Here is a 21,553-nt window from a genome sequence, read left to right as displayed (position 1 = left end):
TTACTGCGCGCGGACCGGCAGCAGCGGCGGCGCCGACGGCACCGGATCGGTGGGCGTCTGCAGCAGCGGCGTGTAGGGCACCAGCAGCAGGCGGCCATCGGCCTGCAGCACCGGCACGTAGCGCACCGGCAGGCCCATCTGCGCGCTGCCGTAAGGATGGGCGCCCTGGGCCACGGTCTGCGCTGCCCGCGAGATGTCCGGGCGCAGATCGCGCTCGGCGACGCTGCTGGGCACCACCTCACCGTTGCCGACAAACGCAGGCGCGCTGCTCGGTACCACTGGCTGCTGGACCGGCACGGCGATGATCGCGGCGAGCGCCACCGCAGCGGCCACAGCCGCTCCGCCGGCCCAGCGCAGCCAGCCATGCTTGCCGCCGGCCTCCGCTTCGACCTCCAACGCCGCCTGCACGCGGTCGGCGAAATCCTGCGCCAGCGGCGGCCCGGCCTGGCGGCGCAGGCTGTCGCCGATCAGATGGTAGTTCGACCAGGCTGACTTCAGCTCGGCATCGTCGGCCAAGCGCTTCAGCAGGAAGCGCCGGCTGTCGGCGGCGAGCTCGCCGTCGCACAGGGCCGAGACCTGCTCGCGCAGTTCGGCGTTCGGATCGAGGGGCTTGTCGATGCTCATGGGCGGACTCGCTCGGCGCCCATCAGCGGGCGCAGTTTCTGGTCGATGGCGTCGCGGGCGCGGAAGATCCGCGAACGCACGGTGCCGATGGGGCAGCCCATGGTCTGGGCGATCTCTTCGTAGCTCAGGCCATCGACCTCGCGCAGGGTGATGGCGATGCGCAGCTCTTCGGGCAGGGCCTCGACGGTCTCGGCGACGGTGCGCTCGATCTCCTGCCGGGCGAGCTCCTGCTCGGGGGTATCGACATCGCGCAGCCAGGTGCCGCCGTCGTACTGCACGGCGTCGGAGGCGTCGATGTCGTCGGTCGGCGGACGCCGGCCCTTGGACACCAGGTGGTTCTTGGCCGTGTTGACGGCGATCTTGTACAGCCAGGTGTAGAACTGGGCGTCGCCGCGGAAATTGCCGAGCGCGCGGTAGGCGCGGATGAAGCTCTCCTGGGCGACGTCCTGGCACTCGCTCCAGTCATTGATGTAGCGCGAGATCACGCTGACCAGCTTGTGCTGGTACTTGCGCACCAGCAGGTCGAAGGCGCGCTTGTCGCCGGCCTGCACCCGACGCACCAGGTCGTAATCAATTTCGTTCTCGGCCATCCGGGGCCGCTCTCCCTGTTGTTGTTCTGTTCGCGCGGGGGCTGGTGCGCGCGGGGCGGCGGGCGCGGGCGTCTCCTGCAGGCGGAAGACGGAGGAATTCAGGCTGTCGAAGCTGAGGACGGCGTTCATGGCAGCCTGCGACCGCCGGTTTAGTGTGAAAGTTCACTCCACCGCCGCCACCATACGCGCCCGGATTGACCGCGCCCGCGCACAGTCCGGATCATACGTGACCCCTTCGCGGCCGGCGCGGCTTAGCATGCCGGCGCCCGCCCCCTGCAGGAGATTCCCATGTTCGACGGCTTGCGCTTCAAGCACTGGCGTCCCGAGCTGCGCGACGACCGCGTGGTGGTACTGAGCTTCGACCGCGCCGAGTCCAGCGTGAACACCTTGGCCCGCGAGGTGTTGGAGGAGCTCGAGCAGCTGGTCGAGCGCATCGCCATCGAGAAACCCAAGGGCGTGGTGATGATCTCGGGCAAGAGCTCCGGCTTCGTCGCCGGTGCCGACATCGCCGAGTTCAAGACCTACCACGAGCGCGGCACGGTCTTCGAATCGATCCGCTACGGCCAGAATGTGTTCCAGAAGCTGGCGGAACTGCCCTGCCCCACGGTCGCCGCGATCCACGGCTTCTGCATGGGCGGCGGCACCGAACTCTCGCTAGCCTGCCGCTACCGTGTGGCCAGCACCGACGACAGCACCCGCATCGGCCTGCCCGAAGTCAAGCTCGGCATCTATCCGGGCTGGGGCGGCAGCGTGCGTCTGCCGCCGCTGGTGGGTGCCCCGGCCGCCTTCGACATGATGCTGACCGGCCGCGCGCTGTCGGCGTCGAATGCGCGCGCGATCGGCCTGATCGACAAGACCTGCGAACCGGCCGTGCTGCTCGACACCGCGCTCGGTCTGCTGAAGCGCGGCGTGAAGCGTCCGCTCAAACAGCGCCTCACCGGCTGGGCCACCAACTGGTGGCCGGTGCGTCAGGCGCTCGCCCCGATGCTGGTCAAGCAGGTCAGCCGCAAGGCGCGCAAAGCGCACTATCCGGCGCCCTTCGCCCTGATCGAAACCTGGCGCCGCAGCGGCGGGCCGATCGAATCGCGTCTGGTCGCCGAGGCCAAGTCGGTGGCCAAGCTGGCCGGCACGCCGACCGCGCAGAACCTGGTGCGGGTGTTCTTCCTGCAGGAGCGCCTGAAGGGCCTTGGCGGCAAGTCGCACGACATCAAGCACGTGCACGTGGTCGGCGCCGGCGTGATGGGCGGCGACATCGCCGCCTGGAGCGCGCTGCGCGGCTTCGAGACCACCCTGCAGGACCGCTCGCTTGAGCAGATCCAGCCGGCGATCGCCCGCGCCCATACCTTCTACGAGAAAAAGCTGAAGCGCGAGGACAAGCGTGCCGCCGCGATCGCGCGCCTCAACGCCGACGTCGACGGCGCCGGCGTGGCGAAAGCGGATCTGGTGATCGAGGCGATCTTCGAGAACCTGGAGGCCAAGCGCGCGCTGTATGCCAAGATCGAGGAAAGCCTGCCCGAGAGCGGCCTGCTGACCTCGAACACCTCATCGATTCCGCTCACGGATCTTCGTGCCGAGCTGAAGCGCCCGGCACAGTTCGCCGGCCTGCACTTCTTCAATCCGGTGTCGATGATGCCGCTGGTCGAGATCGTCCGGCACGACGGCATGGATGCCGAGACCGAGCGCCGCCTGGCCGCCTTCTGCCGCGCCATTGACAAGCTGCCGGTGCCGGTCGCCGGCACGCCGGGCTTCCTGGTCAACAGAATCCTGATGCCCTACCTGTTGGAGGCGATGACGCTCTACAGCGAGGGCGTTCCCGGCCCGGTGATCGACAAGGCGGCGCTGGCCTTCGGCATGCCGATGGGCCCGATCGAACTGGCCGACACCGTGGGGCTCGACGTGGCCGCGAGCGTCGGCAAGATCATGGCCGAGTTCCTCAACCTTCCGATCCCCAGCGGGCTCGACGGCCTGCTGGCCTCGGGCAAGCGCGGCCGCAAGGACGGCCAGGGTTTCTACACCTGGGAGAACGGCCGCGCCAAGAAACCCGAGGTGCCGAAGGACTACAAGGCCCCCGAGGACCTCACCGATCGCCTGGTGCTGGCCTTCGTCAACGAGGCCGTGGCCTGCCTGCATGAGGGCGTGGTCGCCGATGCCGACCTTCTGGACGCCGGCGTGATCTTCGGCACCGGCTTCGCGCCCTTCCGCGGCGGCCCGATCCAGTACGTGCGCGCCGAGGGCGCGGCCAAGCTGAAGTCCCGCCTTGAGCAGCTCGCCGGTCGCCACGGCCCGCGCTTCAACCCACGGCCGGGCTGGGATGCGCTGATCGCGGGCTGAAGCCTGCGCTTCCGCTGCGTGGATCGACGAGGGCGAGCCGAGAGGCTCGCCCTCGTCGCATTGGGATCGCTCCCGCTCAGCCGCCGTCCAACGCACACCTGGCACGTCTGGCTCGTCTGGCACGCGTGGTGGCGACCGCCATGCGGCGGCTTTTCCAGGTACAGGTCCTCAGTCACGCCCCCGTCATTCACCGGGTGCTCACGCGCCCGAATGGACTATCTCGCTCGTAATTTCAGAAATTACTGAAACTTCGGAGATGGCGATGAACCTTCCACCGCTCAGTCAGGCCTTCGTGCTGCACTTCGGCGAGATGGGCAGCCGCTGGGGCATCAACCGCACGGTCGGGCAGATCTATGCCCTGCTCTACGTCAGCCGCGAAGCGCAGACCGCGGACGACATCGTCGAGAAGCTCGGCGTGTCGCGCAGCAACGTCAGCATGGGTTTGAAGGAGCTGCAGAGCTGGCGGCTGGTCAGGCTCGAACACCATCCGGGCGACCGCCGGGATTTCTACTCCGCACCCGAGGACGTCTGGCAGATTTTCAAGACGCTCGCGGAAGAGCGGCAGCGCCGCGAGGTCGACCCGACCCTGTCGATGCTGCGCGATGCGCTGCTCGAAACCGCCGGCTCGCCCGAGGACATCTACGCGCAGGAGCGCATGCGCAAGATGCACGAGCTGATCGAGCAGATCACCGACTGGTTCGCCGAAGTCCGCAAGCTTTCGCCCGACACCCTGCAGAGCCTGATGGGCCTCGGCAGCAAAGTCGTGAAGCTGCTTGAACTGAAGGAGCGCGTGATGGGCGGCGGCCGCCGCAGCGAGCCCGAACCGAAAGCGCCGCCTGAAACGGGCGAGCGCGCATTGAAAGCGGTGGACTGAACGGAGCGCTTAGGTCACTGCGGACTGCCAACACCCAGCCCTCTCCCCAACCCACTTTCGCTTCGCTCGGGCTCACCAAGCCACGGACCCATCGGCAGTCCGTAAGCGGCCCGTTTCGCTCCTCGGGGAGAGGGGCTCGGAACGGGAAGCCGGAAGCTCGCGGCAACCTGCTCTGCCGAATCCCGAATCCCAAATCCCCAATCCCGGCTCCAACATGGACACCCTCGACCCCATCCTCCTGGCCCGCATCCAGTTCGCGGCCAACATCAGCTTCCACATCCTGTTCCCCACGATCACCATCGCGCTGGGCTGGCTGCTGCTGTTCTTCAAGCTGCGCTGGCGCGCCACCGGCGAGGCCAAATGGAACGCGGCCTACCGGACCTGGGTGAAGGTGTTCGCACTGTCCTTCGCGCTGGGCGTGGTCAGCGGGATCACCATGAGCTTCCAGTTCGGCACCAACTGGCCGGGCTTCATGGAGCGCGTCGGCAACATCGCCGGCCCGCTGCTGGGCTACGAGGTGCTGACCGCGTTTTTCCTGGAGGCCGCCTTCCTCGGCATCATGCTGTTCGGCCAAGGCCGCGTGTCGGATCGCGTGCATACGCTGGCCACCTTCCTGGTCGCCTTCGGCACCACGCTGTCGGCGTTCTGGATCCTGGTGCTGAACTCGTGGATGCAGACGCCGGTGGGCTTCGAGATGATTGACGGCCAGGCGCACCCGACCGACTGGGCGGCGATCGTCTTCAACCCCTCGTTCCCCTATCGCCTGAGCCACATGCTGCTGGCCTCCGGCCTGACGGTGGCCTTTCTGGTCGCCGGACTCTCGGCCTGGCGTCGGCTGCGGGGTGATGCCAGCGCCGAAGTGCAGGCCACCCTGCGCACGGGTTTGGTGCTGGGTGCGGCGCTGATCCCGCTGCAGATCCTCGCCGGCGACCTGCACGGCCTGAACACGCTGGAGCACCAGCCGGCCAAGGTCGCGGCCATGGAGGGCATCTGGGAGACCGAGCGCGGCGCCGGGCTGCGCCTGTTCGCGCTGCCGAACGAGGAGACGCGCAGCAATGACTACGAGATCCAGATTCCGAAACTCGCCAGCCTGATCCTCACCCACGAGCTCGACGGTGAAGTGAAGGGCCTGAACGAATTCGAGCATCACCCGCCGGTGGCGCCGGTGTTCTGGTCGTTCCGGGTGATGGTGGGCATCGGCATGCTCATGCTGGCGGTGAGTTGGCTGGGCGCCTGGCAGCTGAAGCGCCGCGGCGAGCCCGCGCGCTGGCTGCTGCGCGTGCTGGTCGGCATGACCTTCGCGGGCTGGGTGGCCACGCTGGCGGGCTGGTATGTCACCGAGATCGGCCGCCAGCCCTGGGTGGTCTACGGCGTCGTGAGCACCGCCGATGCGGCCTCGACCGTGCCGGCGCCCTTGATCGGCATCAGCCTGGGCCTGTACCTGTCGATCTATGCCGTTCTGCTGATGGCCTACATCAGCGTGCTGTTCCACCTGATGCACAAGGCCTCGAAGGGCGAGCTCGACAGCGCCATCGGCACCCTGCCCGCCGATGACACCGCTGAAGGAGCACGCGCATGAGCGCCTGGCTGCCGGAAATCTTCCTCGCTCTGATGGGCCTCGCCATGCTGGCCTACGTCGTGCTCGACGGCTTCGACCTTGGCGTCGGCATCCTGCTGCCCGGCGGCGACGAGGCGCAGAAGGACACGATGATCGCCTCGATCGGGCCGTTCTGGGACGCCAACGAAACCTGGCTGGTGCTGGGTGTGGGCATCCTGCTGATCGCGTTCCCGATGGCGCACGGGGTGATCCTGAGCTCGCTCTACCTGCCGGTGACGCTCATGTTGATCGCACTGATCCTGCGCGGTGTGGCCTTCGACTTCCGGGTCAAGGCCCGGGCCAAGCACAAGCACCTGTGGGACCGCGCCTTCTTCGCCGGCTCGGCGCTGGCCGCGCTGTCGCAGGGCTTCATGCTCGGCGCCTACATCTTGGGCTTCGAGTGGAGCGTGGCGAACTTCGCCTTCGCCAGCTTCATCGGCGTCTGTCTGCTGGCCGGCTACGCGCTGCTCGGTGCGACCTGGCTGCTGATGAAGGCCGAGGGCGAGCTGCAGCAGAAAGCCGTGCGCTGGGCGCAGCGCGCACTCTGGCTGACCGGAATCGGCATCGGGGCGGTCTCGGTGGCCACGCCGATGGTGAGCGCGCGCATCTTCGAGAAGTGGTTCAGCCTGCCGAATTTCATCCTGCTGCTGCAGATCCCGCTGATCACCGCGGCGCTGTTCTTCATCGCCCTGCGCTCGCTGAAGCGCCTGCGCACCGGCGATCTGCGCAGCCCCTGGCAGCCCTTCGTCTGCTCGGTTGGCCTGTTCGTGTTCGCCTTCCTTGGTCTGGCCTACAGCCTGTTCCCGTATCTGGTGGTCGACCGCATCACCATCCACGACGCGGCGGCGGCACCGGGCTCGCTGATGATCATCCTGTTCGGTGTGGCCATCACCCTGCCGGCGATCCTCGCCTACTCGGCCTACACCTACCGCGTGTTCTGGGGCAAGGCGACCCAGCTGCGCTACTACTGAGGCACGGACTTGACCCGGATCGACTGAATCCGGCCTCATCCGGGGCCCACCGCATGGTTCGCCCCGGATGACCCTGCTCAGCCTGCTCGCCCTGCTCGCCTTCGCCCTGTTCCTGCAGCCCTTCCTGCACCGGCTGTGGCTGGCGCGACAGCGCGACCGCCTGCGCCAGGCAATCGAGGCCGAGCGCGGCAGCCGGGTGATCCTGCTGGTGCACCGCGAGGAGCGGATGAGCCTGATGGGCGTACCGCTGCTGCGCTACATCGATATGGACGACGCCGAATCGGTGGTGCGCGCGGTGCACCAGACGCCGCCGGAACAGCCCATCGATCTGGTCCTGCACACGCCCGGTGGACTGGTGCTGGCCTCGCTGCAGATCGCCCGCGCGCTGGCGCGGCATCCCGGCCCAGTGCGCGCCCTGGTGCCGCACTACGCGATGTCCGGCGGCACCCTGCTGGCGATCGCCGCCGACGAAATCATCATGAGCCCGCATGCGGTGCTGGGCCCGCTCGACCCGGCCATCGACGAGGTGCCGGCGGCCTCGATCCTGCGCGCGGTGGCGCAGAAGGACCCCAAGGACGTCGACGACGACACACTGATCCTCGCCGACCAGGCGCAGATGGCGATCCGCCAGCTGCGCGAGAGCCTCACCGACCTGCTGCTGGCCCGGCTTGGCAAGGAGCGCGCCGAAGAAGTCGCCATTGCACTCACCGAGGGCCGCTGGACCCACGACTACCCGATCACCCCCGAGCAGGTCACCGAGCTCGGGCTCAAGGTCAGCATCGACATGCCCGAATCGGTGCTGGACCTGATGGCCCTGTACCCGCAGCCGATGCGCGGCCTGGGCGGGGTCGAGTACGCGCCGCGCGAGCGGCAGATCGCCGAGGAAGAAAAGCCCAAGTGAGGCTGCCCTCAGCCGCTCGCGCCGGCAAGCGTACTCAGACCAGCAGCATCGCCACGAACCACAGGCCGGCCAGCAGCTCGATCGCGGTGCTGCGCTCCGGTGAGCGGCCCACGGCCAGCAGCAGGAACAGGTTGTAGGGCAGCGGCGCGAAGTGCAGCGTCACCGCCAGCCAGGCCGGCGCGCCGCCGGCGAGCAGGGCCAAGCCGCTGACGCTGGCCACGACATTGATCAGGCTTCCAATCACCAGCAGGTCGCGCCAGAACAGCCGGCGCATCGGCACCGCGCCCTGCCAGCGCAGACGGAAGAAATCGAGGACAGCATTCGACGACATGGGCGGCAGTCCATTGCTTGCAGGCGCGCAGCGTAATCGAAAGGCTGAGCGGACCGGCACACCGATACCGCCGCCATCCCGGGCGCAGGCGCGTCCACCAAAGCACGAGGCCGACCCTTTCGGGCCGGCCTCGGTCGCTACGCGCTGGGCACGATCAGCTCAGTCGTCCCACTCGGTCTCGCTGTGCAGCACGCGGCCGTCGTATCCGCTGGCGCGCAGCTCGACGCGCTGGCCGTCGGGGCCGACCGCCTCGGCACCCCAGGTCGCGCCCTCGCGGTCGAGGTCGTTGATCTGGGTGTAGCCCTGCGCCTCCAGCGCGGCGATGAGGGCGGCGGCATCGAGCTGGGCGCGCGCGGCCTGGGCGTCGAACACCTCGCCACTGACCGGGTCGATGTGGACTTCGCCCCAGCGGCCGTCGGCGCGGCGCACCTCGGCCTCCCACAGGCCGTCGTCGTACTCGATCTCGCGCACTTCGGCATAGCCGGCGCGGTTGAGCTCAGCGGCGACATCGGCGGAGGAACGCGGGTTGACCGCGTGGGCGGCAAAGGCGAGGCCGACGGCACCGGCGGCGATGGCGGCCATCAGCATGGAGCGACGCAGGGGAAAGGAAGCCTTGAACATGGGTATCTCCTTTAGGAAGGTGGACTCGCCGGGCGGATCGCCGCGGCGTGGTGCACAGTCTCCGGAGCCGGCCTATGCCAACTCTGAGGGCGGGGTTCACGATCGATTTAAGGGCCGCAGGCAGGCTGTGCGCATGCTCAGGCCCGCCCCTCCGCTGCTGATCGCCCTCGCGCTCACCCTGAGTGGCGCCGCACTCGCCCAGGGCACCGACCGCGCCGACACCCGCCAGCTGCGCGAGGCCGTGCAGCGCGGCGAACTGGCCTCGCTCGACTCGATCATCGAAGATGCCCTGCGCCGCAAGCCCGGGCGTCTGGTCGACGTCGAGTTCGACCTCGACGACGACGAGTACGAGATCGAGATCCTCGACGCCGACGGCCGCGTGTGGGAGTTGGAGTACCGCGCCAGCACCGGCGAGTTCATGGACCTGGAGCAGGACTGATGCGCGTGCTGGTAGCCGAGGACGATGCCGAGCTCGCGCAGCGCGTCTGCGCCGCACTGAACGAAGCCGGCTTTACCGCTGAACACTGCGCCGACGGCCGCGAGGCCGAGTTCCGCGGCGCCACCGAGGCCTATGCCGCCGCCGTGCTGGACCTTGGCCTGCCCTCGCTGGACGGCCTGTCGGTGCTGCACCGCTGGCGCGAGCAGGGCGTCAAGCTGCCGGTGCTGGTGCTGACCGCCCGCGGTCGCTGGCACGACAAGCTGGCCGGCTTCAACGCCGGTGCCGATGACTACCTGACCAAACCTTTCCTGCTCGATGAAGTGGTGCTGCGCGTGCGCGCGCTGATCCGCCGCGCCAGCGGCCATGCGAGCCCGGTGCTGGAGTGCGGTCCACTGAGCCACGACGTCAACGCCGGCCGCTTTGCCCTCGACGGCGCCAGCCTCAGCCTGACCGCCCAGGAGTCGCGCATCCTCGGCTACCTGCTGCACAACGTCGGCCGCATCGTCAGCCGCGGCGAACTGGGCGAACACGTCTACGAAGGCGGCCACGACCCCGACTCGAACGTGCTCGACGTGCTGGTCGGGCGCATCCGCAGGAAGATCGGCCCCGGCCTGCTGCACACCCACCGCGGCCAGGGCTTCCGGCTCGAAGCTGAGGCTGAAGCTGGCGCGGACGCCGGCGAATGAACCTGGCCGGGCGCTCGCTGCGCGCCCGCCTGCTGCGGGTGGGCCTGTTCGGCGGCATGCTTCTGAGCCTGCTGGCCGCCTGGCTGCTCGGCGAAGCCTTCCGGGTGATCGCCGAGCGCGGCCAGCTGCGCATCCTCGAACAGGAGCTGGCCGGCATCGTCGGTCGCCTCGAAGGGCGGCCCGACGGCAGCCTCGGCATGCGCGACCGCCCGGGCGCCCCCGACTACGAGCGCGTGTTCTCCGGCCGCTACTGGCAGGCCGGCGAGGACGGCAGCGGCTACACCTCGCGCTCGCTGTGGGACTTCCGCGCCAGCTTTTCCACGCCTGCCGGCTCGCGGGCGGCGCTCGAGCGCATCGACGGGCCCACGGGCCAGGCGCTGCTCACCCTGCGCCAGCGTGTGCAGGTGCCGCGCGTGCGCCTGCCGGTCGAGGTCTGGGTCGGCCTCGACGAGGGCCCGCTGCGCGAGGATGTGCAGCGCTTCCGCGGCCTGACCCTGGTCGCCACGGCCCTGCTGTTCCTGCTGCTGGCCGCACTGCTGGCCGTGCAGGTGCGGCTGGGCCTGCGCCCCTTGAAGCGCCTCGCCGCCGAGGTCGAGCAGGTGCGCCGCGGCGAGCGCGCGCGGATCGGCGGCGAGGGCCTGCCCGCCGAGCTCGGTCCGCTGGTGGCTCATCTCGACGAACTGCTGGAGCACCATGAACGCTCGGTGCAGCGGGCGCGCCACGCTGCCGCTGACCTCGCACATGCGCTGAAGACGCCCCTTGCCGCGCTCGACGCCGCGGCCCAGCGGCCCGGCCCCGAACTCGCGGAGACCGTGCGCGAACAGAGCGCGCGCATGCAGGCGGCGGTGTCACGCCAACTGCAGGCCGGCGTGGCTCGCGACTTCCGTGCGCGCAGCGAGCTCGCGCCCGTCGCCGCGACGCTGATCGAACTGATGCGGCGCATCCACGCCGATCGCAGCCTCCGGATCGACGCCCGCATCGAGCCCAAGCTGCAGCTGCCCTACGCCGAGGATGACCTGGAGGAGCTGCTCGGCAACCTGCTCGACAACGCCTGCAAGTGGGCGCGCTCGCAGGTGCGGCTGAGTGCGGGCAGTACACCCGCGACGCTCTGGCTGCAGCTCGACGACGACGGCCCCGGCCTGAGTGAGGATGCGGCCACCGCCGCGCGCCAGCGCGGCGTGCGCCTCGACGAGCGGGTGCCCGGCTCAGGCCTCGGCCTCGCCATCGTCGAGGACCTGCTCAACGCTGCCGGCGGCCGGCTGCAGCTGCTGCGCTCGGATCTTGGCGGCCTGCGGGCACGGATCGAAATCGACCGGGGGCGCTGAACGTGGCGCTGCGGAGCACGGCCGCGGCGCCGCGCGCTCCCGCTTCAGTACGCGCCCATGTAGTCGCGCTTGCCGATTTCCACGCCGCTGTGGCGCAGCAGGGCATAGGCGGTGGTGACATGGAAGAAGAACTGCGGCAGGCCGTAGGACAGCAGATAGGCCTGGCCGCTCAGCGTGCGCTCCTTGGGCGTGCCAGGGCGCAGCACGATCTCGCGCGTCTCGCTGCCCTCGAAGGCGGCTGCATCGAGGCTGTCGAGAAAGGCCAGCGTGCTGGCGATGCGCTGCTGCAGCTCGTCGAAGCTCTGCTCGGTGTCCGGCGCGCTCGGCACCTCGACGCCGGCCAGACGCGCGGCCACGCTGCGCGCGAAGTCGGTGGCGATCTGCACCTGGCGCAGCAGGGGAAACATGTCCGGGAACAGACGCGCCTGCAGCAGGGACGGCGGGTCGATCTTGCGGGCCGCGGCGTGTTCCGCGGCCTTGGTGAGGACGCCACTCAGGCCACCGAGCAGCTGCTTGAAGACAGGAACCGAGGCGACGTACATGGGCTGCTGCATGGGGAGACTCCTGCGAAAGGGCGCCGATGGTAGCCCGTGCCGGCGCGACGGGCTGCGCGCCTCTCGCCGCGGCTGGCCATGGAAGGCGGCGTCTGAGGCGATTCGCACGTGCCGCATCGCGCGATCCGGCGCGGCCTGCGATCATGGCGCATGCAGACCTTCCAAGAACTCGATCTTCGCCCGGCGCTCAGACAGGCACTGGATGCCGCCGGCTTCCACACGCCCACCCCGATCCAGGCCCTGGCCCTGCCGCCGATCCTGGCCGGCGCCGACGTGCTCGCGCAGGCGCCCACCGGCAGCGGCAAGACCGCGGCTTTCGGGCTCGGCCTGCTGCAGCGGCTGGATGCCGCCGCCATCCGCACCCAGGCCCTGGTGCTGTGCCCGACCCGCGAGCTGGCCGACCAGGTCGGCAAGGAGCTGCGCCGACTGGCCGCCGCGATCCCCAACGTCAAGATCAGCCTGTTCACCGGCGGCGTGGCGCTGGGCCCGCAGCTGGCCTCGTTGACCCATGCGCCGCACATCGTGGTGGGCACGCCGGGGCGCGTGCAGGAGCTGCTGCACAAGCGCGCGCTGGACCTTTCGGAGATTGACGTGCTGGTGCTGGACGAAGCCGACCGCATGCTCGACATGGGCTTCGAGAAGTCGATCAAGGACATCGTCAGGCGCCTGCCGAAGGCGCGGCAGAGCCTGCTGTTTTCGGCCACCTGGCCCGAGGAGATCCGCGCGCTTGCGAAGGACAGCCTGCGTGAGCCGGTGGAGGTTTCGATCGAGGGCGAGGCACACGCACCGGACATCGACGCGCGCTTCTACGAGGTCGCGCTCGATGCCAAGCCCGCCGCGCTGATGGGCCTGCTGCTGCAGCTCAAACCCGAGTCGGCGGTGGTGTTCTGCAATACGCGGCGCGATGTCGATGACGTCGCCACTGCGTTGGCCAACGCCGGCTTCTCCGCCGCCGCCCTGCACGGCGACATGGAGCAGCGCGACCGCGACGAGGTGCTGGTGATGTTCGCCAACCGCTCACTGGGCGTGCTGGTGGCCAGCGATGTCGCCGCGCGCGGACTCGACGTCAAGGACCTCGCCTGCGTCGTCAACTACGAGCTGCCGCACGAGGCGGATGTCTACGTGCACCGCAGCGGCCGCACCGCCCGCGCCGGCGGCAGCGGACTGGTGCTGAACCTCGTCACTTCGCGCGAGATGCCGCGCGCGCAAGCCATCGAAACCGGCCGCGGCGAGCCGATCCGCTGGAACCGCGCGCCGCTGAATGCGCGCCCGACCGACGTGCCCAAGCCCGCCATGCGCACCCTGCGCATCGACGCCGGCCGCACCGACAAGCTGCGTCCGGGCGACATCCTCGGTGCGCTCACCGGCGCCGCCGGCTTGAAGGCCGATGCGATCGGCAAGATCGATGTGTTCCCGACGCGCAGCTATGTGGCGGTGCGCGCGGGCGTGCTGAAGGCGGCGATCGCCGGCCTGCAGGCGGGCAAGATCAAGGGCCGCAGTTTCCGGGTGCGGGCGATGTGAGGTCGCTACGGCGTGTCGGCCGTGGCCGGGCGCGGTTCGTAGGGAGGGCCGGCCGCGCACCGGACACACCAGGCCCTCGCGCACCTCTGCGCATGGCGCGCTCGCCGCACTTGGCGCGCAGCAGGCTCTGCCAAGGCGGTGCTTCCGTTCTTCTGCCTCGCGCTTGAGCGCGATCAAGACGTCGCGACCCAAGGCGCAAGAGGCTTGCGGCGACGCTTCGAGGAGAGCCCGCCATGTCGAGCCGGATACGCGCAGCCCTGTCGGCCTTGCTGGCCTTGCCAATGCTCTGCGGCCTTGCCGGCGCACAGAGCGTTGGCTACCAGCTTCAGCTGTATCCCGAGTATCGGCTGGAGCGTTTCCAGCTCCCGGATACGCACCTGGCAGAGGCGATCGGAACGCCTGCGGCAGATGAGATCTTCGCGCTGGCCCACGACCCGGTATCCGGCGAGCTGCTTGCCGCCACAGCGAGCGGCGCGCTGGGACGCTTGGACCCCGATACCGCGGGCTGGACGCAGATCGCCACAATCGTCGGCGCCGGTGGCACGGTCACCGGTCTCGCGACCTTGGGCGGGAGCGCTCCGCTCTATCTGATGACCTCGGACGGCGGCAGCAGCTATCTGTTCACCCTGGACCGCAGCAGCGGCGCGAGCCAGCTGGTCGGAACCTTCAGCGGTCGCCTCTACGTCGATATCGCGATCGACGCGACAGGCCAGCTGTTCGCCCATTGCATGCTCACCGACAGCCTTTACCGCCTCTCGACCACGGGGATGGAAACCTTGATCGGTCCGACTGGCATCGATGCCAACTATGCGCAGGGCATGGACTTCGATCGCGGCAGCGGCGAGCTCTATGCCTGGATCTACTCGAACAGCGTCAGCGCGACCCTGTTCTCCCGCCTGGACACCAGCACCGGCGCCGCCACGGTGCTGCAGACGCTGGCGGGAGAGTTCGAAGGCGTGCTCACCGCACCGCTGACCCGGATCTTCGCCGACGGCTTCGAAGACGCCCCCTGAGCCCTCCTGCCCAGCGGCGCTCGCCGCCACGGGCCTGTCCTGCGATCATGTGCGGCCGCCTGAGCTTCGGACGTCGCCACCCCATGCGCCTCAACAAACACATCGCCGACACCGGCTACTGCTCGCGCCGCGAGGCCGACCGGCTGATCGCCGCCGGGCGCATCACGGTCAACGGCCAGCGCGGCGGCATCGGCACCGAGGTCGGCGAAGGCGACGAGGTGCTGCTGGACGGCCGACCGCTGCCCAAGCGCGAGGAAAAGCGCGGCCGCAAACACGTCTACATCGCGCTGTACAAGCCGGTCGGCATCACCTGCACCACCGACACCGAGGTCCGCGGCAACATCATCGACTTCGTCGGCCACGAGCAGCGGATCTTTCCGATCGGCCGCCTCGACAAGGACAGCGAGGGCCTGATCCTCTTGACCAGCAACGGCGACATCGTCAACGAGATCCTGCGCGCCGAGAACCGCCACGAGAAGGAATACCTGGTCGGGGTCAACAACCCGGTGACGCCGGAATTCCTGACCGGCATGGCCCGCGGCGTGCGCGTGCACGGGCAGATGACCCTGCCCTGTCGCACCTCCCGGCTGGCCAAGTACGGCTTCCGCATCGTGCTGACGCAGGGCCTGAACCGGCAGATCCGCCTGATGGCTGCAGCATTCGGCTATCGCGTCAAGGAGCTGCGGCGGGTGCGCATCGACAACATCAAGCTCGGCGTGCTGAAGCCCGGCCAGTGGCGCAACCTGACCGACGCCGAGCTGCGCGGGCTGATCCCCGGCCGCACGGACTGGTAGCGATGCGCGAGAAGCAGCGCATCGCCATCGACATGGACGAGGTGGTGGCCGACTCGCTCGGCCGCTTCCTCGCGATCTATGAGCGCGAGTACGGCGAGCGCATCGAGCGCGCCAGCCTGGCCGGCCGCCACCTGTTCGACGCGGTGCCGATCGAGCGCCGTGACGCGGTGCGCGCCTATCCGCACCGCGAGGAGTTCTTCCACGATCTCGAGGTGATCGAGGGCAGCGTCGAGGTGGTGCGGGAACTGAACGAACGCTACGAGATCTTCTTCGCCACCGCGGCGATGGAGTATCCGAACTCCTTCCTGCCCAAGTACCACTGGCTGCACCAGCACTTTCCCTTCGTGCCCTGGCGCAACTTCATCTACTGCGGCGACAAATCCGCGGTTTGCGCGGACTTCCTGATCGACGACCACAGCCGCAACTTCAAGGGCTTCCGCGGCCAGGGCCTGCTGTTCAGTGCGCCGCACAACCTGCACGAGGACGCCCCGCTGCGCCTGCACGACTGGGCCGACGTCGCCCGCCACTTCGGGGTCTGAGCACGCACATGGAACCGACCACCCTGATCGGCCTCGGCGCCGCCGTCTGCACCAGCGTGGCCTTCCTGCCGCAGGTGATCCGCAACTTCCGCCGGCGCAGCGCCGGCGACCTCTCCCTGCTCGGCTTCAGCCTGTTCACCCTGGGCGTGGTGCTGTGGCTGGCCTACGGCCTGCTGATGGACGACCTGCCGATCATCGTCGCCAACGTGTTCACGCTCGGCGTGAACCTGCTCAACCTGGGCCAGGTGCTCTGGTACCGCCGTCGCCCCGCGCCGATGCCGCCCGCCGGCTGAGGCAGTCGACCAACCGGCCTTTACGGTCACAGCCCGCGCGCGCCACCATCCTCGCGGCCTTACTCCGCCGTCCGGGCCCATGAAGTTCTTCGACACCCAGCGTCGCGAAGCGCGCAGGCGCAGCCTGTGGCAGTTCGCCTACCTCGGCGCGATCGCCGCCACCGTGCTCAGCATCGCCGGGCTCTGTCTCGTGCTGCTCATGGCTCTGGGCTGGGTGCAGGAGGCCCCTGGACGCGCTTTCGCGGCCCTGCTCGCGGCGGTGGTGGCCGGGGTGACGGCAGCCGTGCTGCGTGCGCCCCTGCGCGGCGCCAGCGCCGAGCTGCAGGCCCAGCGGCTCGGCGCCATCGCGCTCGACACCGAAGGCAATGCGGAGCATCGCCAGCTGCGCAACGTCTGCGAGGAAATGGCGATCAGCGCGGCGATCCCGGCGCCGCCGATCCGCCTGCTGCCGCATTCGACCTCGGTCAACGCCTTCGCGCTCGGGCGCTCGCGCGAGGACGCCGTGCTGGTGGTCAGCGCCGGCAGCTTCGTGCACCTGACCCGCGACGAACTGCAGGCGCTGATGGCCTGGTGCATCGGCCGCGTGCGCGACGGCGACTGCGCGCTGGATACCGAGCTGCTGAGCCTGCACCACGGCCTGATCGCGCCCTTCGAGCTGTGCATCGACCTGTTCCGCGCACTCATGGCACGCGCCGCGCGCATCTCGCTGGGCTACACCCGCCACGGTGATCCCGCCGATGCGCGGAACTTCGCCATGCTGCTCGGCCTTCCGCTGCTGCTTGGCGCGGTGATCAGCGGCCTCGGCTATGTGCTGGCCAGCCTGCTGCAGGCCGCGGCGGTGCGGCGCGGCATGTTCAAGGCCGATGCCGCGGTGGTTGAACTCACCCGCCACCGCGAGCCCCTGCTCAGCCTGCTGCTGAAACTGGGCCACGACTACCCGCTGTCGCGCATGAACATCGATCTGGCCGATGAGCTGAGCCACTTCTGCTTCGCGCCCTCGGGCTGGTTGGCACGCCTGTTCATCGAGACCCATCCCAGCGTCGAGCGTCGTTTGAAGCGCCATGCCGCCGGCATCGATCGCAGCAGCCTGGACCTGCAGCCGCGCCGCCGGGCGAGTTCCGAGGCCTCGGCCTGGACCCAGACCGCGCCGCTCGATGCCGAGGCCGCAGCGCACTGGGCGCGGCTGGCGCAGCGCGCTTCGCCGCCAGCGGCAGCAGCGGTGCTGGCGAGCCCGCCTGTCTTTGCGCCGGCGCCGCCTGCAGAGAGCGGCATCCGCGCGCGGACCGCCGACGAGACGCCCGAAGTCGCCGCCCTGCTGGCGACGACGCCGCCGACGCTGCAGCGATCCGCGCAGGACGCAGAGCGTTCCGAGCCGATGGTCCTGCAGCACCGTGACGATGCAGTGGCCGGTCTGCTCGCCCTGTTCGTGCTGCCGCTGGTTCCCGGCGCGCTGCGACTGCTGCTGGCCGGCAATCGCGAGCTGTTCGAACGCGGACTGCCCGCAGCCGAGCCCTGGTACCAGCGACTCCGCGTGCTGGAGGGTCCCGCGCGGGTCGCACTGATCGAGCAGTGCTGGCCACACCTGGCCAGCCTGCCGGCCCCACTCGCACGCCGGCTGCGGCTGGCCATCCAGCGCCAGATCCTGAGCGACGGCCGCATCGATTTGGCCGAATGGACGCAGTGGGCGGTGCTGGAATCCCTGGGCCGACAGCTGGCAGGCGCGCTTCCAACTGTGCGTCGCCAGTCGCTGTCGCTGCGCGAGGCGGAGGTACGCCAGATCCTGCTCTGGATGGCCCGTCGCAACACGGACTCGCCCGCCGCCGCACTGCTCGCCCTGCAGGCGCAGGAAAGCGCGCTGGGGCTGAAGCGCTCACCCCGCCTGCCGACCGAACATCCCGCACTTTTCGACAGCGCGGTCGACCGCCTTGGCCTGCTGCAACCGCAGGACCAGCGTCTTCTGCTGGCCGCGCTGGTCTCCATGGCCGCCGCTGACGGCCGGCTGTGCGCGCAGGAATGGCTGCTGCTGCGCGGCCTGGCCGCACTTTGGGACCTGTCGCCGACGCAACTGCCCGACGCCTTCAGGATCGGACTCGCGGACGCCTAGGACCCTGTCGGACCTTTGGACGGCCGGGCTGCAAATCCGCCTGCGCAGACCCTTGCTTCCTTGCTGCGACAAATCGGTGATCCGGAGTGCGGACCCATCTGCATGCCGTTGGCGTGTAACGGGCCAGGTGCGCTACGGATCGAGCGTGCCTTCGGCTCTGAATCGGCTGAAGTTTGTAGTGGTGATGCTATCGCCGCCGCCGATGCTGGACTGGGTGGCCGTGGCGACGTTCGATTCGCCGCCAAGGATGGCCGAGTAGCTGCCCTGGGCATCGTTCTGCCAGCCGGACACGGCCACGGAGCGGAAGCCGGTGGCGCGGTTCTGGTAGCCGCCAATCACCACCGCGGTGACATCGTCCGCCAATCCGCCGGTGCCGCTGACGATGACGCTTCGCCCGCCGGTGGCCTGGTTGCCGTCGCCGCTGATCACGGAGGCATGGTCGCCACTGATCAGGTTGTCGACGCCGCCGACGATGCCGCCGAAGCGCGTGTAGCTGTTGCGCAGGCCCAGCACCAGGTTGTGCGAGCCCGTGCGAACGCTGGGGCTGGGCGTCACCCGCGGCTCGTTGTAGCCCAGGATCAGGTTGCCGCGGCCGTTGGGTGCGGCATCGGTGCTGCCCGCGCCGCTGCGCACGTGGAGGTTGACGCCGGTGAAGAACACTTCGTCGCCGCTGACGCTGATCGAGGCGGTCTTGGCTTCCAGCCCGGTGGTGCGTCCATTGAGCGAAGCCAGGGTGGTGGATTGCGCCTGCACGGTCGCCTGCAGCGCGTCGATCTCGGCGTTGGCGTCGGCCAGCGCGCCCTGCAGGCTGCCGAGGCTGTTGCCCTGCGCGGCGCTGCTGGCGATCAGCGTGTCGACCTGGCTGCGCAGCTGGGCGTTGGCCGTCTCCAGCGCCGCCACCCGCTGCAGCAGCGCGTCGATGCTGGCCTGCAGGCCGGCGCTGTCGAGAGAGCGCACGGCCAGCGGCGCGGCGGCGAGGCGCTGGCGCGGCTGCAATAGTTCGCCGTCCACTTCGATCTGCAGCCACAGGCCGTTCTGATAGGCCTGGCTGCCGAAGTCGAGGTCAACGCTGAACAGGCCGCGATCGACCAGCACCGAGCGCGTCAGCGCGGGGCCGATGGCGACGCCGCCGTTGGCCGCGCTGAACAGCTGGAAGCGCATCGGCAGCTCGGCGCTGATCGGCGCATCGGACTGCTCGAGGCGCCCCTGGTAGGTGAGCGTGGTGGAGGCGTAGGCGCTGCCGCAGCACAGGGCGGCGGCCAGCAGCAGACTCATCAATCGGAACATGGGTGGGTTCTCCGGAACGGAAGGGGTGGCGCGCGCTGCGCGCTCAGCGATGCGTCGGGCGTACGGGCGTGCCGCCCGGCGGCGGCGGCGTTTCGAAGCCATCGCGGAACAGGCAGTCGGCGGCGCCCGCGCAGCCGGCGCCGGGCTCGGCGCGCAGCCAGCCGGGCCAGAAGCCACCGCGCAGGCGGTAGCGCGCGCCGGCGCAGGCCGCGCCACCGTCGGCGCTGCACAGCGGCACGCGCTCGGGCTCGAGCTGACCCAGGGTGCCGTCCAGGCGCAGACCCGACGCCGACTGCGCGCGACCGCCGCCCGAATCCAGGGTCGACCAGGGCACCCGGTAGCCGTTGCCCGCGGCGACTTCAGCGGCGGCCGACAGGCTCAGGATCAGCAGTGTCCCTGCCAGTGCGGCGCAGAGGGCTGGCGGGCGCGAGGCCCGACGGAGCTTGAGATCACTCACGGGTGATTCCTCGGTTCTCTGAAGCGCGCAGCGCTTGATCGCCTGCGCTCTGCGGCGGGCATGCGTCGGCACGGCTTTGCGTGGCTTGCTCGAGTTCTGCAGGGCGACTGCTCATCGAATCGGCACGACGGGCTCGAAGCCATCGCGAAAAATGCGCATCGGCTCCTGCTCGTAGGCGCCGATGTCGCAGACGCTGAGCAGCGGGTTGCCGCTGCCGTTCTGCGGCCGCGCCACGCCGCGGGCGTCCGAACTCATGCAGGTGGTCCAGTCGGCGACGAAAGGCGTCACCGGGTTACCGGCGTCGACCGCGGGGCTGTCCAGCCCCAAGGCCAGAAAGCCGCCCTGCCCGTTGGCCGGGATGTCCGGGAAGTCAGCCAGCCGCAGGGGTGTCGAGGTGGTGGTGATCCCGCAGCCCGGCAGCGGTCGGCTCGACAGATTGAAGCTGCGCTCGACGCTGACGCCCGGCCCGACCGAACAGGCCGCCCCCGGATTCGTACCGGCGTCGAAAAGCGTGTGCGAGAGGCGCAGCAGACTCGGCCCCGTTTGGCCTGCACGCGCTTCGACGCGGATTTCGCCCGCGCTCGCCGAGCCCATCGTGGTGCCTGCAAACGTGGTGTTGCGGACCAGCACGTCCGCGTAATCGCTGTAGATCACGCTGTTGCCGGCGCCGTCGGCATCGCCGCGGAAGAACGTGGTATTGCGGATGTTGAGAGTGCGGGTGCGATCCGCGGCGGTGGCCGACACCAGGCCGCGCGCCGAGCCCCCCTCGAAGAACAGCGTGTTTTCCAGCAGCAGGTTGCCGTCGGTGTGGATGGCGCCGCCCGAGCTCGGGTTCGCGCCCAGAGCAAAGGCCCTATTCTCCGAGAACCGGCTGCGATTGATCGACAGCCGCGCGCCGCCTTCGATGTAGATGGCACCGCCGGCTGCGGCCAGCCCGTTGGACACGTTGCCACCGTTGGCAAAGCTTTCGCCGAAGTAGGTGCCTTCAATCACCACCTGCTTCGCGCTGTCGGCGAGGACCGCCAGCGAGGCGCCACCCACCCTGAAGTCGCCCGCCGGCTGATTCTGGAAACTGTTGAACTCGAAGGCGCCGCCGGTGATGTTGACACTGCGGTTGAAGACCAGCACCCCGGCACCGTAGGCCGAATTGAAGAGAGTGTTGCGCGAACCCACGCAGCCCACCACGTTGACGCGAGTGAGCACCAGCGTGGCGTTCTGCGCGGCAGGCTCCGCCAGCAGGCAGCCGCCACCGCCAACGCGTTCGCCGCTGCTCAGTGAGAGGTCCACCAGGGTCAGCAGCGTGTTGCTGGGCGCCACCCGAAGCAGCGGCACCGCGTTGTCGGTGAACGGGGAGCTCTGGCTCTGATCGGTGATCTGGAGGCGCGGCGAGCCGCTGGCGCTGATGCTGAAGCCCGGCTTTTCGATGGCCGGCAGCTCGCTCTGCAGCACGATGGTGCTGTCCGGCGGCAGTTCGATGACCACGCTGTGGATATTGCCGCTGGTGGCATTGGCGGCCTCGATGGCGGCGCGCAGGCTGCCCGGCCCCGAGTCGGCGGTGCTGGTGACGGTGAACGTGGCCGCCGAGGCCGGCAGCACCGGGCTCAGCGCAAGCGCACAGGCAAAGGCCATGGGCAAGGAGGGACGCGTCATCTGGAGGCTCTCGTGGTGGCGACTGTCCAGGCGTACGCAGAAATGCGCGAA

22 protein-coding genes are annotated in these 21,553 nt (G+C 69.4%); 14 read left to right on the top strand and 8 right to left on the bottom strand.

What is annotated here, in order from left to right; all coding sequences use genetic code 11:
* Complete coding sequence (locus BLP83_RS05430; RefSeq protein WP_091239832.1) at positions 1 to 624, bottom strand: sigma-E factor negative regulatory protein; 624 nt, start codon at positions 622 to 624, stop codon at positions 1 to 3.
* Entirely contained in the window at positions 621 to 1,214 is a 594-nt protein-coding gene (gene rpoE, locus BLP83_RS05425) for an RNA polymerase sigma factor RpoE (RefSeq protein WP_091239829.1), read from the bottom strand. The genes BLP83_RS05430 and rpoE overlap by 4 nt, the downstream gene beginning before the upstream one ends.
* A gap of 288 nt (positions 1,215 to 1,502) precedes the next feature.
* Here rpoE and BLP83_RS05420 point away from each other — a divergent pair, with 288 nt between their 5' ends.
* The 5 genes from BLP83_RS05420 to BLP83_RS05400 all read left to right on the top strand — a co-directional run bounded on the left by BLP83_RS05420 (position 1,503) and on the right by BLP83_RS05400 (position 7,888).
* Positions 1,503 to 3,545: a 3-hydroxyacyl-CoA dehydrogenase NAD-binding domain-containing protein gene (locus BLP83_RS05420; protein ID WP_091239826.1), complete on the top strand. Its 2,043-nt coding sequence runs from the start codon at positions 1,503 to 1,505 to the stop codon at positions 3,543 to 3,545.
* 262 nt (positions 3,546 to 3,807) lie between these two features.
* Positions 3,808 to 4,419, top strand: a complete 612-nt coding sequence (locus BLP83_RS05415; protein WP_091240861.1) for a GbsR/MarR family transcriptional regulator — start codon at positions 3,808 to 3,810, stop codon at positions 4,417 to 4,419.
* A 214-nt stretch (positions 4,420 to 4,633) separates the two neighbouring features.
* The gene (locus BLP83_RS05410; RefSeq protein WP_091239824.1) at positions 4,634 to 5,998 is read left to right on the top strand and encodes a cytochrome ubiquinol oxidase subunit I; all 1,365 of its coding nucleotides are present in this window, start codon (positions 4,634 to 4,636) and stop codon (positions 5,996 to 5,998) included.
* Positions 5,995 to 6,987 carry a cytochrome d ubiquinol oxidase subunit II gene (locus tag BLP83_RS05405; RefSeq protein ID WP_091239821.1) on the top strand — a complete coding sequence of 331 codons (993 nt, stop codon included), beginning with the start codon at positions 5,995 to 5,997 and terminating at the stop codon, positions 6,985 to 6,987. The genes BLP83_RS05410 and BLP83_RS05405 overlap by 4 nt, the downstream gene beginning before the upstream one ends.
* A gap of 67 nt (positions 6,988 to 7,054) precedes the next feature.
* On the top strand, positions 7,055 to 7,888 hold the full coding sequence (locus tag BLP83_RS05400) for an SDH family Clp fold serine proteinase (protein WP_091239819.1): 834 nt from the start codon (positions 7,055 to 7,057) through the stop codon (positions 7,886 to 7,888).
* 34 nt (positions 7,889 to 7,922) lie between these two features.
* Here the strand turns inward: BLP83_RS05400 and BLP83_RS05395 are convergent, their stop codons facing one another.
* Both BLP83_RS05395 and BLP83_RS05390 read right to left on the bottom strand, forming a co-directional pair.
* Positions 7,923 to 8,219: a hypothetical protein gene (locus BLP83_RS05395; RefSeq protein WP_091239817.1), complete on the bottom strand. Its 297-nt coding sequence runs from the start codon at positions 8,217 to 8,219 to the stop codon at positions 7,923 to 7,925.
* A gap of 159 nt (positions 8,220 to 8,378) precedes the next feature.
* Entirely contained in the window at positions 8,379 to 8,840 is a 462-nt protein-coding gene (locus BLP83_RS05390) for a PepSY domain-containing protein (RefSeq protein ID WP_091239816.1), read from the bottom strand.
* Between the two features lie 133 nt (positions 8,841 to 8,973).
* Here BLP83_RS05390 and BLP83_RS05385 point away from each other — a divergent pair, with 133 nt between their 5' ends.
* Genes BLP83_RS05385 through BLP83_RS05375 form a run of 3 tightly spaced genes read left to right on the top strand, consistent with a single transcriptional unit; the run spans position 8,974 to position 11,290 of the window.
* Positions 8,974 to 9,279, top strand: a complete 306-nt coding sequence (locus BLP83_RS05385; protein WP_091239813.1) for a PepSY domain-containing protein — start codon at positions 8,974 to 8,976, stop codon at positions 9,277 to 9,279.
* Entirely contained in the window at positions 9,279 to 9,965 is a 687-nt protein-coding gene (locus BLP83_RS05380; protein WP_091239812.1) for a response regulator transcription factor, read from the top strand. The genes BLP83_RS05385 and BLP83_RS05380 overlap by 1 nt, the downstream gene beginning before the upstream one ends.
* The gene (locus BLP83_RS05375) at positions 9,962 to 11,290 is read left to right on the top strand and encodes a sensor histidine kinase (RefSeq protein ID WP_091239809.1); all 1,329 of its coding nucleotides are present in this window, start codon (positions 9,962 to 9,964) and stop codon (positions 11,288 to 11,290) included. The genes BLP83_RS05380 and BLP83_RS05375 overlap by 4 nt, the downstream gene beginning before the upstream one ends.
* Positions 11,291 to 11,334: 44 nt before the next feature.
* Here BLP83_RS05375 and BLP83_RS05370 read toward each other — a convergent pair whose 3' ends face one another.
* Positions 11,335 to 11,844: a DUF1993 domain-containing protein gene (locus BLP83_RS05370; RefSeq protein ID WP_091239808.1), complete on the bottom strand. Its 510-nt coding sequence runs from the start codon at positions 11,842 to 11,844 to the stop codon at positions 11,335 to 11,337.
* A 150-nt stretch (positions 11,845 to 11,994) separates the two neighbouring features.
* Between BLP83_RS05370 and dbpA the strand changes: the two genes are divergently transcribed.
* The 6 genes from dbpA (at position 11,995) to BLP83_RS05340 (ending at position 18,108) form a co-directional block, all read left to right on the top strand.
* The gene (gene dbpA, locus BLP83_RS05365) at positions 11,995 to 13,365 is read left to right on the top strand and encodes an ATP-dependent RNA helicase DbpA (protein ID WP_091239805.1); all 1,371 of its coding nucleotides are present in this window, start codon (positions 11,995 to 11,997) and stop codon (positions 13,363 to 13,365) included.
* Between the two features lie 233 nt (positions 13,366 to 13,598).
* On the top strand, positions 13,599 to 14,378 hold the full coding sequence (locus BLP83_RS05360; RefSeq protein ID WP_143006551.1) for an NHL repeat-containing protein: 780 nt from the start codon (positions 13,599 to 13,601) through the stop codon (positions 14,376 to 14,378).
* Positions 14,379 to 14,461: 83 nt separating this feature from the next.
* The gene (locus BLP83_RS05355; protein ID WP_091239801.1) at positions 14,462 to 15,172 is read left to right on the top strand and encodes a pseudouridine synthase; all 711 of its coding nucleotides are present in this window, start codon (positions 14,462 to 14,464) and stop codon (positions 15,170 to 15,172) included.
* 2 nt (positions 15,173 to 15,174) lie between these two features.
* Positions 15,175 to 15,711 carry a 5' nucleotidase, NT5C type gene (locus BLP83_RS05350; RefSeq protein ID WP_091239798.1) on the top strand — a complete coding sequence of 179 codons (537 nt, stop codon included), beginning with the start codon at positions 15,175 to 15,177 and terminating at the stop codon, positions 15,709 to 15,711.
* 8 nt (positions 15,712 to 15,719) lie between these two features.
* Positions 15,720 to 16,004, top strand: a complete 285-nt coding sequence (locus tag BLP83_RS05345; RefSeq protein WP_091239796.1) for a SemiSWEET family sugar transporter — start codon at positions 15,720 to 15,722, stop codon at positions 16,002 to 16,004.
* Positions 16,005 to 16,083: 79 nt separating this feature from the next.
* Positions 16,084 to 18,108 carry a M48 family metalloprotease gene (locus tag BLP83_RS05340; RefSeq protein ID WP_091239794.1) on the top strand — a complete coding sequence of 675 codons (2,025 nt, stop codon included), beginning with the start codon at positions 16,084 to 16,086 and terminating at the stop codon, positions 18,106 to 18,108.
* A gap of 132 nt (positions 18,109 to 18,240) precedes the next feature.
* On the opposite strand, the gene BLP83_RS05335 is transcribed toward BLP83_RS05340, so the two are convergent.
* From BLP83_RS05335 to BLP83_RS05325, 3 genes are all read right to left on the bottom strand, one after another.
* Positions 18,241 to 19,395 carry a hypothetical protein gene (locus BLP83_RS05335; RefSeq protein ID WP_143006550.1) on the bottom strand — a complete coding sequence of 385 codons (1,155 nt, stop codon included), beginning with the start codon at positions 19,393 to 19,395 and terminating at the stop codon, positions 18,241 to 18,243.
* 43 nt (positions 19,396 to 19,438) lie between these two features.
* Positions 19,439 to 19,852 (bottom strand): hypothetical protein, encoded by a 414-nt coding sequence (locus tag BLP83_RS05330; protein ID WP_091239788.1) that lies wholly within the window; start codon positions 19,850 to 19,852, stop codon positions 19,439 to 19,441.
* Between the two features lie 111 nt (positions 19,853 to 19,963).
* Complete coding sequence (locus tag BLP83_RS05325; protein WP_143006549.1) at positions 19,964 to 21,502, bottom strand: choice-of-anchor Q domain-containing protein; 1,539 nt, start codon at positions 21,500 to 21,502, stop codon at positions 19,964 to 19,966.
* Positions 21,503 to 21,553: the final 51 nt, after the last annotated feature.

The sequence above is a fragment of the Aquimonas voraii genome (assembly GCF_900101825.1).
Classification (GTDB): domain Bacteria; phylum Pseudomonadota; class Gammaproteobacteria; order Xanthomonadales; family Xanthomonadaceae; genus Aquimonas; species Aquimonas voraii.
Note: the sequence above shows the minus strand (reverse complement) of the source record. Positions and strands in the feature narration are given on the sequence as shown.

What these genes read in the sequence shown, in the direction of transcription:
- BLP83_RS05430 (WP_091239832.1), bottom strand. Translation starts at nt 624, where the DNA reads ATGAGCATCGACAAGCCCCTCGATCCGAACGCCGAACTGCGCGAGCAG.
- rpoE (WP_091239829.1), bottom strand. Translation starts at nt 1,214, where the DNA reads ATGGCCGAGAACGAAATTGATTACGACCTGGTGCGTCGGGTGCAGGCC.
- BLP83_RS05420 (WP_091239826.1), top strand. Translation starts at nt 1,503, where the DNA reads ATGTTCGACGGCTTGCGCTTCAAGCACTGGCGTCCCGAGCTGCGCGAC.
- BLP83_RS05415 (WP_091240861.1), top strand. Translation starts at nt 3,808, where the DNA reads ATGAACCTTCCACCGCTCAGTCAGGCCTTCGTGCTGCACTTCGGCGAG.
- BLP83_RS05410 (WP_091239824.1), top strand. Translation starts at nt 4,634, where the DNA reads ATGGACACCCTCGACCCCATCCTCCTGGCCCGCATCCAGTTCGCGGCC.
- BLP83_RS05405 (WP_091239821.1), top strand. Translation starts at nt 5,995, where the DNA reads ATGAGCGCCTGGCTGCCGGAAATCTTCCTCGCTCTGATGGGCCTCGCC.
- BLP83_RS05400 (WP_091239819.1), top strand. Translation starts at nt 7,055, where the DNA reads ATGACCCTGCTCAGCCTGCTCGCCCTGCTCGCCTTCGCCCTGTTCCTG.
- BLP83_RS05395 (WP_091239817.1), bottom strand. Translation starts at nt 8,219, where the DNA reads ATGTCGTCGAATGCTGTCCTCGATTTCTTCCGTCTGCGCTGGCAGGGC.
- BLP83_RS05390 (WP_091239816.1), bottom strand. Translation starts at nt 8,840, where the DNA reads ATGTTCAAGGCTTCCTTTCCCCTGCGTCGCTCCATGCTGATGGCCGCC.
- BLP83_RS05385 (WP_091239813.1), top strand. Translation starts at nt 8,974, where the DNA reads ATGCTCAGGCCCGCCCCTCCGCTGCTGATCGCCCTCGCGCTCACCCTG.
- BLP83_RS05380 (WP_091239812.1), top strand. Translation starts at nt 9,279, where the DNA reads ATGCGCGTGCTGGTAGCCGAGGACGATGCCGAGCTCGCGCAGCGCGTC.
- BLP83_RS05375 (WP_091239809.1), top strand. Translation starts at nt 9,962, where the DNA reads ATGAACCTGGCCGGGCGCTCGCTGCGCGCCCGCCTGCTGCGGGTGGGC.
- BLP83_RS05370 (WP_091239808.1), bottom strand. Translation starts at nt 11,844, where the DNA reads ATGCAGCAGCCCATGTACGTCGCCTCGGTTCCTGTCTTCAAGCAGCTG.
- dbpA (WP_091239805.1), top strand. Translation starts at nt 11,995, where the DNA reads ATGCAGACCTTCCAAGAACTCGATCTTCGCCCGGCGCTCAGACAGGCA.
- BLP83_RS05360 (WP_143006551.1), top strand. Translation starts at nt 13,599, where the DNA reads ATGTCGAGCCGGATACGCGCAGCCCTGTCGGCCTTGCTGGCCTTGCCA.
- BLP83_RS05355 (WP_091239801.1), top strand. Translation starts at nt 14,462, where the DNA reads ATGCGCCTCAACAAACACATCGCCGACACCGGCTACTGCTCGCGCCGC.
- BLP83_RS05350 (WP_091239798.1), top strand. Translation starts at nt 15,175, where the DNA reads ATGCGCGAGAAGCAGCGCATCGCCATCGACATGGACGAGGTGGTGGCC.
- BLP83_RS05345 (WP_091239796.1), top strand. Translation starts at nt 15,720, where the DNA reads ATGGAACCGACCACCCTGATCGGCCTCGGCGCCGCCGTCTGCACCAGC.
- BLP83_RS05340 (WP_091239794.1), top strand. Translation starts at nt 16,084, where the DNA reads ATGAAGTTCTTCGACACCCAGCGTCGCGAAGCGCGCAGGCGCAGCCTG.
- BLP83_RS05335 (WP_143006550.1), bottom strand. Translation starts at nt 19,395, where the DNA reads ATGTTCCGATTGATGAGTCTGCTGCTGGCCGCCGCCCTGTGCTGCGGC.
- BLP83_RS05325 (WP_143006549.1), bottom strand. Translation starts at nt 21,502, where the DNA reads ATGACGCGTCCCTCCTTGCCCATGGCCTTTGCCTGTGCGCTTGCGCTG.